Below are 12,784 nucleotides of genomic sequence, written 5' to 3' on the forward strand. Positions count from 1 at the left end.
AATAAACGTGGTGCCTTTGGCGTCGTCACTTGGGTGGACGAATCAAGCACGCCAAAAAGGAGCACGGCCCTAAAGACGATGAAATTGAAGCGCAGTTTCAAGTGCGGCAATCCGGATCACGGGGGCGCCGTTGAGATCATTCGCCCCAGGCTGGCCTGAAGGGAAACGAGAGCTATAATTGAAGGCTGATGAAGGCTGCAATAGTGGCCATGATCACGACGATCGAAACTCCAAGTTCGGCGAGTACGCCTCCAGCCGAATGAACTTCCGACGCATCGATGAGCCTTCGGATGCGCACGAATCGCCTAGTCGCGACCGCGATGAGTGACATCCCACCGAAGACCAGCAATAGACCGTCGAGGTGACCGAAAGATCTCGACCAGGGGCAGGTGTTATGACCAGGCGGGACGGCGACCCGCTGTTCGAGGCTCCAAATCAGCAGGTTGACTTTGCCGATAGCGAAACCGAATGCGATCATTGCGATCCCGGTTCGTATCCAAGCCAAGAAAGTGCGCTCGTTAGCGGAATGGTCTGAGTATTTATCAATCATCTCGCCCGACCGTCCGAGACCCGGAGCGTGCCACTCGGGCCGATATGGACTGCGGAGGAATATCGGCTGCAGTCCATGCTGAAACGCCGGGCCCTCGGAGCTCGCCTTGTTGGTCCAAACATTAATGATAGTTGAGAATTCCGCTCAGCTTGCTTCCGAGCGGCTGGGTCCAATCGACTGCCAATTCGGAGACGATCTGGTCCATTGTGGTGATGATGGCGCCCGCGTTTTCCATGCGCCGAAGCGCAATGTCGTCGCCGAATTTCGTGTAGGATGCCGATGCGTCGGCCGAAACCTGGACTTCGTATCCTTCATCAATCATCTGCAAAACGGGAAAGAGAACGCAGATTTCGGTTGTGATCCCCGCGACGTACAGCTTCGTTCGACCGGTCGCCTTGACTGCGTCGTTGAAACCCTGGTGATGCATGGCATTTACGATGCCGGGACGCCTGATCCGTGAGGCGAAAGCGTCGGGAAGAATTTCTTGGATATCCGAAAGCAGAGGACCCTGCGCATGTTCTTCCATGCTCGTCGTGAGGACTGTCGGCATGCCGGATGCCTTGGCAATTTTGGCAAGCTTTATCGTGTTCAACTTCACAAGGTTTATGTCGTGAGAGTGAGTCCAGGACATCGTTCCGAGCTGATGATCAATCAAGATCATGGCGGCCGTTTCGGGTGTGAAAGCTTTCTTGTGCATGGTTGAGTCCTTCTCCGTGAATATGATTTCCGCGGCTGAGCGATTGCGAGCGTTACGCGCCGCAATGGGACGCCGACGCAGATGCCGCCATCGGTGGATTGGGCCGATGAACTCGCGGAAGAAGAGTAGGGCGGCAGGGGGCTTCCAGGCACTCATACGCGAGTATGATGAGGCCCGTGTGTCGGGCGCGCGCTCATGCCCGTGATGGCCCCCGCCCTCTCGCGAGACAAAGACGGATGCACTCCAGCAATGCCATATGATCTACTGGCTTGCCGAAGAAGCCCATTGCGCCCTCATCAAGGGCTTGACGCTTCATAACCGGATCAGCGTACGAAGTAAGGAATATAATCGGAGTGGAGACGCCTTCCTGGTTCAGCCTGGCCTGAAGTTCGAGGCCGCTCATGCCGGGCATGCGCGCGTCCAGAATAATGCAATCTACCTTAGATCTTTCCGTCGAGACCAGGAAAGCGCGAGCGGATGCGAAGGCCCAGACCCTATATCCATGCGAAAGGATGAGGCCCTCCAGAGCTTCGCGGAACCCTCGATCGTCATCGACGAGTGCGATTGTTGCAAGTTGGTCCACACCCGCCGCCATGCTGTTAATTTGAGCAATTGCCGGCCGATGATATGGTGCAGGGCGTGGAATTCACCCATACCTTCGTCTAGCTGGAGATGCAGCATGGACCGGGTCACACGTTGCGACGCAACGGGCGTCATCTGCCGGTGACCAGGGTGAGCTGAATGCACCTCAACGCTGCGCGCCGGACGGGGGACGGACGTCCCCTAGTTATTTCTGGTTCCGCCAGTCTCTCGGTCGCATTCCGAATCGTTGCTTGAAACGTCGCGAGAAATGGGACAGGTCGACGAACCCCCAGTCGAACGCGATGTTTCCGACGTTCTGATTGAGGGGGTCGACTTTGCGCAAATCCGCAGCAGCTCCATCGAGTCGCCGCTCCATCAGGTAGTCCGAGAAGGTCGTTCCTGTCCTGGCAAGGAGCATATGTACATAGCGCTCGCTTACGCCTGCTGCAGCCGCGACATCGACGGCCTTCAGGCCGGGCTCGTGCAGTTTCGTCTCGATTGCGCGCTTGACCGACAGCAAGGTTGCATGCGCGATCGACGTCGATTCCTTCAGTCCACGGCTTTCGCGCCTCAGGCCTAGAGCGACGAGTTCAAGAAGGACCTCGAACAACCGCGCAGCTTCGTCGGCCTCCATCGAGAAGGCCTTGGCGTTCAGCGTGCGGGCCGTCTCGGTAATCAACGATCCAAGATGAGGATCGCCGGACAATTGAACGGGCTTGATGTCGAACGCCGGTCCCAGTCGCTCGCGCAGATTATCTGCGGGCACCCAGAAAGAAGCGACCTTGATGGGCTCCGACGGTTGATGAGCAAACCTGAACGGCCGGTCGCTGTCTATGATCGACACTTGGCCGGGCGACTGAACGAAGGTGCAGCCAGCTTGTTCGACAACACTTTCGCCGGCGAGCCTGAGATTGAGATAGAAACCGCGACGGTCGGATGCCGCAACGTCGGCTCGCGAGCGTATCGTGGTGTGCGCCGGAAATTGGACGCGATTCAGCGCACCATTTCCCAAGCCAATACTCTGGCCGTTTGCAGAAAACTCGATGCCGGAGGGACACTCGGGCGTTACTCTCATGAAGGCTTGGCAGATCGCCTCGCGGTAGTAAGCAAACCGTTCTGACGGCTTGACGGCGGCTGTCGTCCAGCTTCGATGAAGGAGATCTCCAGATTTCCCAGGCAATTTTTCACTCCCAGAACAATTAGCTTCGGTCCTGGCCAAGCAGGAATTCGCGATGACGTTCATGCTCTTGGAGGTACGCATGGGATGATCTCGTCGTTACACCTACCACGAAATGCCTAAACTTGCAGATAAGCGGTATTTTGATACCGATACTTCCACGGAGTTCGATGCCTCCGGCGACCCCGGCAGGTGGGCGGCAAGCTTACAGGCTGCCAAACCTCGCCGGGAGCCCAATCGCAACAGGTGTCGCAGCCCCTGGCAATACACAAGTTTGCTGTGGGCGGCCGGACTTGCCGCTGCGGCGTTTCATCTCGATCTGATCGTGGGCCACACCGCGAGCCCGATCCTTCTCTACCTTCTCGCGCAGCTGCTCGTGACTTCGCGCAATGGACGAGAGACTGGGCTGGTCGGGATCAGTGCAATAGCTGCACTGCTGACGATTGCCGCCTTCGTCGTGAACGCGGGGACGGCTGCCAATTGGGCAGGGGTCGTGCGGCTCTCAGAAGAGCTCATCGCTCTTGCGGTCGCGGGTCTGCTTCTTTCAAGAATCGCCGCAGCACGGCAGGCGTGCGAGTGGAGGTATGAGTCAATCTTCACGCGAAGCCGATTTCCGATTCTGGAGGTCGACTTTTCGCCCGCGCTGCCCTTCCTGGACAACCTCAAGGCCAGGGGCGTGGTCGACGTGGTGCAGTTCAGTCGCGAAACGCCCGGTTTCTTGTCCAGTTTGAAGGAGAATGTCCGCCTGCTCGACATGAACGATGCGATGTTCGTTCATTTCGGCATGAAGCCGGGCGTAGATTTAATTCCGAGAACGATTGCTTCAGTTGCCGTCGACGACGATTGCCTGCTCGAACTGTTGCAGGTGATGTGGACCGGCAAGGAATACTACGACGGTGGTGGCCGCATCACCAGGGTCGACGGCAAGAAAGTGGATGTCATTCTCGGCGCTTCAATCAATCTGAAGGGGGCTGGCGCCGGATCCGTGATCGTGACGCTGGTCGATGTCAGCGCAAGGGAGGCGGCCAACAACGCCCTGATGGCGGCAAACGCCGAGTTGGCCCGGGCGACTCGCGTCGCGTCCGTCGGAACGGTGTCGGCAGCGATTGCGCATGAACTCAATCAGCCGATCGGCGCGATCCTTCTGAATGCCCAGACATGTCTCCGTTATCTGCGTCGCGAAGTGCCCGACGTCGGCGCGGCCTTGTCGGCGGCCGAACGGGTGGTCCGCGAGGGGGATCGAGCAGCCGACATCGTGCGGGAGACCAAAGAACTCGTCGCGGGGCGACGAAGGCGGCCCGCGCCACTCGGCGTGATCGGCTTGATCGAAGACGTTCTGGAACTCCTCGCTCAGGACATCGCCGATGTCGGAGCCGAATTGTTGGTTGACAAGCCCACCACCGAAGTCTGGATCCTTGGCGATCGGGTGGCCCTGCAGCAAGCTTTGGCCAATCTCGTGTTGAACGCCGTGCATGCACTGCGCGAGCAAGGGATTGGTCAGCGAAGGCTCATCGTCGCTCTGGCTCACTCCGAGGGGTACGCGACCATCAAGGTCCGTGACACCGGACTTGGTATATCCGAACAGATCTTCAACCGAATCTTCGATTCCTTCTTCACGACGAAAGAAGAAGGGACCGGAATGGGTTTGATGATCAGCAAATCCGTGATCGAAGCCCACGACGGCACCTTGAGGGCCCGCAATTGCGAGGGTGGCGGAGCTGAATTCGAGTGCACATTGCCTTTGTGGATTCGTGCGGTGGATGAGACGCCCCAATCGGCGACGCCGGAGCGATCCGAGGCAAATGGTCGCGGTGTCGACGCTGACCCAACTATGCAGCAGCCGTCACCCGGAAAACTGCAGCCCCTTGGTTCTCGTAGAGAACATCAGGAAGCTGGGCGGCAAGCAATGACGGTCGGGCCCTTTCGATCGGGTTCCGATGAGCATGCGGATCGAAATCAACCCGGAGGTCGAAGGGACGAATGGTGATTACTGCTTCTGCCGGGCGGAGTGAGGCTCCGTCCGTGCATATCATCGACGACGACGAAGGCTTCCGTGTTGCCTTGGGCGAACTGTTGATATCGGAAGGGCACAACGTGCGCCAGTTCAGGGCCGCGGAGGAATTCATCAAATCTGGAAACGCGCGGTCACCCGGCTGCCTCGTCCTCGACGTCTGTTTGCCGGACGTGAGTGGGATCGATCTGCAAAGGCGTCTGATCGATTCCGGAATACTGATGCCTGTCGTCTTGATGAGCGGCCAGGGCGATATTCCAACGACGGTGCAGGGCATGAAGGCGGGAGCAGTGGACTTTCTGCCCAAGCCGTTCGACGATCAGCACCTATTGACCGCCGTGACTTCGGCTCTCTCTCTGGACGCAGAGAATCGTGCTCAGGAAAAAGAGTTCGCCGATCTCAAGGAGCGTCTGAGCAGCCTTTCGGCCCGCGAACGCGAAGTCCTTTCTCATGTCGTGGAGGGGCAAATGAACAAGCAGATCGCGTTCAAAATGGCCATTAGCGAGATTACGGTCAAAATTCACCGCAGCAACGTCATGAAGAAGATGGGTGCCCGCTCGCTGGCTGCGCTCGTGAGAATGACAGAAGCTCTCCGCAACAGGTCCTGATACGTATTCTATCACGACCTACAAGGTGATCTGAGCGGTTGAACCGGCTACGGCTTGCTTCCGAGGCGCTTGAGCGCGGGATTACCGCGCTCAAGCAGGTTTGGATGGCCGTCATCGTTCCGTGTTGGCCACATGTCGATCGAGAAAGCTTCTGATCAGCGGCGCCATCTCGTCCAACTTGTCCTCGAGGGCAAAGTGCCCTGTGTCGAGAATGTGCATCTCGGCCTTGGGAAGATCACGGAGGTAGGGATGGGCACCCTCCTCAGGGAAGATTTTGTCGTTCTTTCCCCACACGATCAGCGTGGGCGGTTTGCGCTCGCGGAAGTATGCCTGAAACTTGGGGTAAAGGGGCACGTTGGTGCCGTAATCCTTGAAGAGATCGAGCTGGATGTCTTTGTTGCCCGGTCTGTCAAGCCCGGCTTGGTCATGCACCCAGTTGTCCGGGCTGATCCGCGTCAGATCCTTCACGCCGTCGGTGTACTGGAATTTGGTCGTCTCGAGCTTGACTAGGCCAGCCAGCGCCTCGCGATTCTTCTCCGAATTATCACCCCAATAGGTCTTAATCGGGTTCCAGAAGTCACGCAAACCCTCTTCATAAGCGTTGCCGTTCTGAACGATCAGAGCGCTAACCCGGTCCGGATGCTTGAGGGCGAGCCGATAGCCGACCGGCGCTCCGTAGTCCATGACGTACATCGCGTATTTATGGGTCCCAAGCTGTTGCATCAGCGTGTCCACCATGTCGGCGAAGTGGCCAAACGTGTACGCGAACTTTGTGTGATCTGGCGCGTCGCTCTCACCGAAGCCAGGATAGTCCGGAGCGACGACATGGTAGCGATCGGCCAGCAAGGGAATGAGATTGCGGAACATGTGCGAAGACGTCGGAAAGCCGTGGAGCAGAAGCACGACCGGGCCGTCGCCCGGACCGGCTTCACGGTAGAACATTTTCACGCCGTCGATAGTCTTTGAACGGTAGTGCACGATGACCGGTGGCTTGAGCACCGCGCGGTCCTCCTTTGCGTATGTCGGGCCGATGAGGCCCGGCGATACGAAGCCCACGATCGCGATGAGCGACAAGAGCAGCAGCTTTTTCATAAGTTCTCCTTTGGAAGTGCTGGTCAACAGAACCGAGGACAGTCCAGTCGGTGCTCGGTCGCAAGCATTCCTAGGTATGATTGGGCTGGAGCCGGCGCTGATCCATACTGCCCTGACTACTTTGCAGGCGATTGACGGAGGCGATCTTGAACACTTTGACCATGAGCGATGGGATCAATCTCTTTTACAAGGATTGGGGTCCCAAGGACGCTCCGCCCATCTTCTTCCACCACGGATGGCCTTTGAGTTCTGATGAGTGGGATCCTCAGATGCTTTACTTCCTGGAGAAGGGATTTCGCGTCATCGCCCATGACCGCCGCGGGCACGGGCGCTCGTCTCAGACAGACGCGGGAACGGACATGAACACTTACGCTGCGGATGTCGCGGCGCTCGTCGATCACCTCGATTTGAGCGGCGTGGTTCACGTGGGTCACTCGACCGGAGGTGGCGAAGCTACACGATATGTTGCCCAAGCCAAGCCTGGGCGAGTTTCGAAAGCGGTCCTTGTCGGCGCGATTCCGCCGGTGATGCTGAAGAAGCAGAGCAACCCGAACGGATTGCCCAAGGAGGTTTTCGATGGCCTGCGCGACGCGCTCTTTGCCAATCGCGCTCAATTCTATCTCGATATCGCTCGCGGTCCGTTCTACGGCTTCAACAGAGCGGGTGCCAAGGTCTTGGAAGCGGCAATTTGGAACTGGTGGCGTCAGTCGATGATGGGGGCGGCGAAGGCGCAGTACGACTGCATTGCGGTCTGGTCGGAAACCGATTTCACCGAGGATCTGGCGCGCATCGACGTGCCGGTTCTGGTTATGCACGGCAATGATGACCAGGTCGTGCCGATCGCGAATTCGGCGCTGCTGAGCGTCAAGCAGTTGAAGCAAGGTGAGCTCAAGGTCTACGAAGGATTTCCACACGGCATGTTGACGACGAACGCCGACAGACTGAATGCCGACATATTGGCATTCATTCAGAAGTAGAGATGGCGCGAGTATTTGGAAGGGGAATTCCATGCCACCAGACCTCAAGCGTTACGCCGATCCGGCCAATCCTGCGCTTCCACACGTACCATTCGCGTTGGATGTTTCGCGGGCGGCGCTGGTGATAACCGACCCCCAGATCGATTTTCTGAGTCCGAAGGGTGCTGCCTGGGAGGTGTTCAAGGACAGCATTACCGAGCTCGATACAGTGAACAATCTGGGGCGCCTCTTCGTGGCGGCGCGAGATGCGAATCTGCCGATCGTCATATCGCCTCACTACTATTATCCGCACGATCACCGATGGAGCTTTGCTGCGCCAGGCGAGGCACTTATGCACAAGCTCCGCATGTTTGATCGGCCAGGCCCGTTGTCCGTGGACGGATTCGTCTGTTCGGGAGCCGATTGGCTCCCGGAGCTCAAGGATCTCATTGAGGATGGCCGGACAATCGTGTGCTCGCCGCACAAGATCGCCGGACCGCAGACCAACGACACCATCTTCCAGTTGCGCAAGCTCAAGGTGGATCAGGTGATTCTGGCAGGCATGGCCGCGAACTTCTGCGTAGAATCGCACCTGCGGGACTTCGTCGAACATGGATTCGAAGTCGCCGTCGTACGCGATGCGACTGCAGGAAGCAGGATCCCGGAGGGTGACGGCTATTCGGCAGCGCTTCTGAACTTTAGGTGGCTGGCGAACGCATTGTTGCCTACCGACTCTCTCGTAAGGATGCTCGGCGCAAGCGTGCACGGTTCGAGCGCCGAGGGTGCGTCAGACCATACCTCGGTATAGTTTCGCAAGCTCGTGCAGACCGACAATGTCTGACGTGGCCGTGTAGAGCGAGGGATAAGGATGTCGAGCAAAGATCAATTGCCCGCGTGGGGTGGGCTGGACAAGATGTCCGATCTGTCTCGCAGGAAGTTCATCGCCAGTTCGGCAGGAGTCGCCGGGAGCATTGTTTCTACTCGCGCTGCCGCAGAGTCCCTTGCCGATGTGCCTCCACGGGAGGTCGGAGCCGATCTGGGTGCCCGCAGCGAACGTTCCAAATATGTCACCCTGGCCCGCATTCCCGAAGCTGGGCCTGGCAAAAGGAACGTCGATCCGAGCGATGCGATCAACTCCAAGACGCCGCTCGATAAGCTCTACGGCAGTATCACTCCGTCGGATCTACATTACGAGAGGAGCCATTCAGGCGCGCCGGACATCGATCCTGTCAAGCATCGATTGCTGGCGGATGGCATGGTTCGCAAGCCGTTGGTGTTCACGGTCGAAGATTTGAAGGCTATGCCGTCGGTCACTCGCACGGTCTTCATTGAATGCACCGGCAACGGTTGGGAGAACTGGAAGAAGGCGGACGAAAGTCTCAGCGTGCAGAACACCCACGGTTTGGTCAGCACGAACGAGTGGACTGGAGTTCCCTTGAGGTTCCTAGCCGAGCTGGTCGGCCGTGAAAGAGACGCCCATTGGTTGCTTGCAGAAGGTGGAGACGCTGCCGGTGTTGCTCGCAGCATTCCGCTCACCGACGAAATCCTGGACGAGGCCTTCGTCGCTTACGGGCAGAACGGCGAGCCGCTACGCCCGGCCCACGGCTTTCCGATACGACTGATCATGCCGGGATTTGAGGGCAACCTGAACATCAAATGGCTGCGCCGTCTCAAGTTCGGCGATCAGCCTTGGATGACCCGATGGGAGACGGCCAGATACACTCAGCTACGTCCGGACGGTAGGGCGACCCAGTTCCAACTCCGGATGGAAACGAACTCGGTTATCACCTCTCCTTCCGGAACCATGGTGATCCGCCCGGGCTATCAGCGTATCACAGGCCTTGCTTGGAGCGGCCACGGCAAGATCGTCAAGGTCGAGGTTTCTGCGGATGGGGCAAAGAGCTGGAAGGAGGCGAAGCTCAATCTTCCCGCTCTTCCGAAGGCTCAAACCCGGTTTCAGATAGACTGGGTCTGGGACGGAAAGCCAACCAAGATTGTCAGTCGGTCTACCGACGAGAAGGGCAATGTTCAGCCGGATCGGAAATCGTTCATCGCCGCGGTGGGCACGAACGCGCTGTTTCACTACAGCGCGCAACAGACCTGGAGCATCGACGACAAGGGGCAGGTCCGCAATGTCCTGGATTGATCGAGCGCTCCTGGCTTGTGGTGCACTCGCGCTCGTGACGCCCGTTCTCGCCCGCGACCCCGTTATCAGCTACGATTTCGGCCGCCCGGCGACGCCACAGGAGATCGCCTTGTGGAACATAGACGTCAGGCCTGATGGAACCGGATTGCCGCCAGGGAGCGGGACGGCAGCCCGCGGCAGACAGGTTTTCGCGGAGAATTGCGCCGCTTGCCATGGTGAGAACGGCGTCGATGGGATCAAGGATCGTCTTGTCGGAGGGCAGGGAACGCTGGCATCCGGTGCTCCGGTGAAGACCGTCGGCAGCTACTGGCCCTACGCTACCACGCTATTCGATTACATCCATAGGGCAATGCCCTACCAGGCTCCTGGTTCGCTCAGCAACGACGATACCTATGCGGTGGCGGCTTACATCTTGAGCTTGAATGGCATCGTGGCAGCGGATGGCAAGCTCGACCGGGAGAGCCTGCCAAATGTCCGGATGCCCAACAGGAACGGGTTCGTGCCCGATCCGGCATTCGATCCGGCGAAGCTGTTCAAGACGAAATGAGGGCGAATTTCTTCGGAGCCATCCTCTGTATCGTTGGTCTCTTGTTATCTGGAGTTAAGTCGATGTCGGCAGACGGAATTATCACCTTGTCCAGCAGCTTCGGTGCTGCCGAGACCATGAGGCGGCTTGAAGCCGAGATCAAAGCAAGGGGCATGACGGTGTTCGCCCACATCGATCACGCCGACGGCGCTGCCGCGATCGGGCTTCCATTGCGGCCGACCGACCTCCTTATCTTTGGTGCCGCGAAGGGAGGTACACCTTTGATGCAGTCTCAACAGACGGCCGGCATTGACCTTCCTTTGAAGGCTCTCGTCTGGCAGGACGAAAACGGGACAACATACGTTTCCTACAACGATCCTGCATTCATCGCCCGCCGCCATGGCCTTGCCGACAACACAAAGCCAGCAGTAGAGGCAATGTCGAACGTGTTGAAGTCGATCGCGAACAAAGCGACTACGCGCCCTTAATGACCGGGGCCGCGCGACAAATGGCTTGAGCACTTCAAGGCCGATTTCGGCTGATCAGGAGCAGGGCTTGATGCCCGGACGTTCGGCTCGGCGCAGGACTAAGCAAACGTCTCCGGACGACTGAGACTCTGATTGATGTTGGCCGTAGGTCGGCGGCCCCTATCTCCGTCGCAGGTACTGCCCTCGTTCTTGTCTCGGTGAGCTGCAAGGGGCAAGAACGACGCTGCCTGCGAGCGACGGAAAATCCGAGGAGAAGCCCAGATCGACTGGCCTCCGGTCAGAATGCGATCGATCGGGGTGGTCGTCTCAATCCTTGGAAACCGTAGGGTCGAGGAAAACGTAGAGCGATTGGATGCGTCCAGCCCTGAAATGTGCGACGTCGGTCCCGCTTGCGGCGGCTGGCCCATCCGGAATACCAGCGCGCCAACGTAGCCGAGCTACGTCGTGGTGACCTGTTGCCGGGCCAATGGGACTGAAAACAAACTCTTTTGGCAGGGTTGTGAGAAGGTTCGAAACTGTGGCGCTGATTGCTTCTGCACCGATAGCCTCGTGGTCCGGCTCGTAAACGGCCGCGTCATCTGCATACAGCTCGCTGATTGCCGTCATCCGCTTGGCGACATCCCTCTCGCCGAAGACACGCACGATGTTCGCCCTCATCAATCGGTCGTAGTCTGCGTTTTCCATCACCCGCTCCGGGTAGGACCAAGCGACGCTTGCTTGGTCTTCATCTTGCCTGGCGGCAAAGGTAGCTGCTGAGCCAACGCAGCCATCTATACATAGGTATAGGCAGCCGCCCGAATCCAGCCGTCGGAGGGAAAAGTGCGAAGCGGTTTCGGAAAGATCATGCGCAAACAACAGCAGAAAGCGCGATGACGATTCATCCCAAATCTCATCGCGCTTTAGGGGGTACGCCAATCGCGTGGGCGCATCCCAAATCGCTTCTTAAAATTACGAGTGAAATGAGATAGATCGGCAAACCCCCATTCAAATGCAATTGCTCCGATATCGGCGGACGCGAATTCGGGAGCGCGCAAACTCGCGGCTACGTTGTCGAGACGCCGCTGCATGACATGGTCGCGAAAGGTCGTGCCGGCTCGCGCGAAAAGCATATGCACATAGCGCTCGCTGATGCCGACTGCGGCGGCGATATCGGAAACCCTCAGTCCCGGCTTGTTCAGCCGAACTTCGATCGCGCGCTTGACGGCGAGGGTGGTTGCGTCGGCGACTGACGACGACTCTCGTATGGTCGAGCGGCTCTCACACGACAGCGCTAGGGCAACAAGGTCAAGCAGAGCCTCGAACAATCGTCCGGCATCATCGGGGGACATCTGAAGCGCGTGGAGGTTCAAGGTGCGCGCCGTCTCGGTAATCAGTGGACCCACATGTGGATCGTCGGAGAGCCGAGCCGGTTTGATGTCGAATGACGGTTCGAGCCGCTGGTAAAGTGCCTCTGCGGGCATCCAGAACGAGGTGACGCTTGTCGATCGTGCCGGGTGGTGGGTCAGCGAAAACGGGCGATCGCTATCGATGAGGCAGACTTGTCCTGGCGACGCCACCATGTCGATACCGGCCTGCTGAACCAGGCTACGCCCGGCAAGCCGGTAGTTCAGATAAAACCCGCGTCTATCCGCCGCCTTAACATCGGCAATGGTGCGTAAGGTCCTATGCGGAGGATAAACGACAACCCTATTGAGCGCACCGGTACCGAGAGCAATACTTTGGCCACTCGCCGAGAACTCGGGTGCCGCGGGGGCCTCCGGTGTCATTTTCATGAAAGCTTGACAGACCACTTCGCGATAGTAGGCGAAGCGCTCGGTCGGCTGGACCAGATTGGTCGTCCAGTTCTGAGTGCGGCTGTGGTTCGTCTTATCCATTGCTTCTGTCGCAAACCGATATCACTCCGCCCCAGCCAAGCGGTGAGAACATGTTTCGGTTCATGGTCGAGATTTCT

Annotated in this window: 14 protein-coding genes; 7 read left to right on the plus strand and 7 right to left on the minus strand. The window is 58.3% G+C overall.

Annotated features, from left to right (window positions below):
• Window positions 1-172: 172 nt before the first annotated feature.
• The 4 genes from I6F21_RS29900 to I6F21_RS29915 form a co-directional block, all read right to left on the minus strand.
• The gene (locus I6F21_RS29900) at window positions 173-550 is read right to left on the minus strand and encodes a DUF202 domain-containing protein (protein ID WP_225141752.1); all 378 of its coding nucleotides are present in this window, start codon (window positions 548-550) and stop codon (window positions 173-175) included.
• 121 nt (window positions 551-671) lie between these two features.
• Window positions 672-1,247, minus strand: coding sequence for an isochorismatase family protein (locus I6F21_RS29905; protein ID WP_225141751.1), 576 nt, complete (start codon window positions 1,245-1,247; stop codon window positions 672-674).
• A gap of 193 nt (window positions 1,248-1,440) precedes the next feature.
• On the minus strand, window positions 1,441-1,842 hold the full coding sequence (locus I6F21_RS29910) for a response regulator (protein ID WP_225183916.1): 402 nt from the start codon (window positions 1,840-1,842) through the stop codon (window positions 1,441-1,443).
• A gap of 192 nt (window positions 1,843-2,034) precedes the next feature.
• Window positions 2,035-3,090 carry a helix-turn-helix domain-containing protein gene (locus I6F21_RS29915; protein ID WP_225183917.1) on the minus strand — a complete coding sequence of 352 codons (1,056 nt, stop codon included), beginning with the start codon at window positions 3,088-3,090 and terminating at the stop codon, window positions 2,035-2,037.
• Between the two features lie 190 nt (window positions 3,091-3,280).
• Between I6F21_RS29915 and I6F21_RS29920 the strand changes: the two genes are divergently transcribed.
• Together I6F21_RS29920 and I6F21_RS29925 are read left to right on the plus strand one after the other, a co-directional pair.
• Window positions 3,281-4,993 (plus strand): ATP-binding protein, encoded by a 1,713-nt coding sequence (locus tag I6F21_RS29920; RefSeq protein WP_225183918.1) that lies wholly within the window; start codon window positions 3,281-3,283, stop codon window positions 4,991-4,993.
• A 35-nt stretch (window positions 4,994-5,028) separates the two neighbouring features.
• Window positions 5,029-5,625: a response regulator gene (locus tag I6F21_RS29925; RefSeq protein WP_225183919.1), complete on the plus strand. Its 597-nt coding sequence runs from the start codon at window positions 5,029-5,031 to the stop codon at window positions 5,623-5,625.
• 111 nt (window positions 5,626-5,736) lie between these two features.
• On the opposite strand, the gene I6F21_RS29930 is transcribed toward I6F21_RS29925, so the two are convergent.
• Window positions 5,737-6,717: an alpha/beta hydrolase gene (locus I6F21_RS29930; protein WP_225183920.1), complete on the minus strand. Its 981-nt coding sequence runs from the start codon at window positions 6,715-6,717 to the stop codon at window positions 5,737-5,739.
• 146 nt (window positions 6,718-6,863) lie between these two features.
• Here I6F21_RS29930 and I6F21_RS29935 point away from each other — a divergent pair, with 146 nt between their 5' ends.
• The 5 genes from I6F21_RS29935 (at window position 6,864) to I6F21_RS29955 (ending at window position 10,833) form a co-directional block, all read left to right on the plus strand.
• Window positions 6,864-7,694 carry an alpha/beta hydrolase gene (locus I6F21_RS29935; RefSeq protein ID WP_225141740.1) on the plus strand — a complete coding sequence of 277 codons (831 nt, stop codon included), beginning with the start codon at window positions 6,864-6,866 and terminating at the stop codon, window positions 7,692-7,694.
• Between the two features lie 31 nt (window positions 7,695-7,725).
• A complete protein-coding gene (locus tag I6F21_RS29940; RefSeq protein ID WP_225183921.1) occupies window positions 7,726-8,481 on the plus strand; it encodes a cysteine hydrolase in 756 nt (251 codons plus the stop codon).
• Between the two features lie 60 nt (window positions 8,482-8,541).
• A complete protein-coding gene (gene soxC / locus I6F21_RS29945; protein WP_225183922.1) occupies window positions 8,542-9,819 on the plus strand; it encodes a sulfite dehydrogenase in 1,278 nt (425 codons plus the stop codon).
• Window positions 9,806-10,366 carry a cytochrome c gene (locus I6F21_RS29950; protein ID WP_225183923.1) on the plus strand — a complete coding sequence of 187 codons (561 nt, stop codon included), beginning with the start codon at window positions 9,806-9,808 and terminating at the stop codon, window positions 10,364-10,366. Before soxC ends, I6F21_RS29950 begins: the two co-directional genes overlap by 14 nt.
• A gap of 62 nt (window positions 10,367-10,428) precedes the next feature.
• Window positions 10,429-10,833 carry a DUF302 domain-containing protein gene (locus I6F21_RS29955; protein ID WP_225183924.1) on the plus strand — a complete coding sequence of 135 codons (405 nt, stop codon included), beginning with the start codon at window positions 10,429-10,431 and terminating at the stop codon, window positions 10,831-10,833.
• A 306-nt stretch (window positions 10,834-11,139) separates the two neighbouring features.
• Here the strand turns inward: I6F21_RS29955 and I6F21_RS29960 are convergent, their stop codons facing one another.
• Both I6F21_RS29960 and I6F21_RS29965 read right to left on the minus strand, forming a co-directional pair.
• The gene (locus I6F21_RS29960; RefSeq protein ID WP_225183925.1) at window positions 11,140-11,517 is read right to left on the minus strand and encodes a nuclear transport factor 2 family protein; all 378 of its coding nucleotides are present in this window, start codon (window positions 11,515-11,517) and stop codon (window positions 11,140-11,142) included.
• Window positions 11,518-11,732: 215 nt separating this feature from the next.
• Window positions 11,733-12,707: a helix-turn-helix domain-containing protein gene (locus tag I6F21_RS29965; protein WP_225183926.1), complete on the minus strand. Its 975-nt coding sequence runs from the start codon at window positions 12,705-12,707 to the stop codon at window positions 11,733-11,735.
• Between the last annotated feature and the right edge of the window lie 77 nt (window positions 12,708-12,784).

Origin of the sequence: Bradyrhizobium sp. NBAIM03 (genome assembly GCF_020194055.1) — a bacterium.
GTDB lineage: Bacteria > Pseudomonadota > Alphaproteobacteria > Rhizobiales > Xanthobacteraceae > Bradyrhizobium > Bradyrhizobium yuanmingense.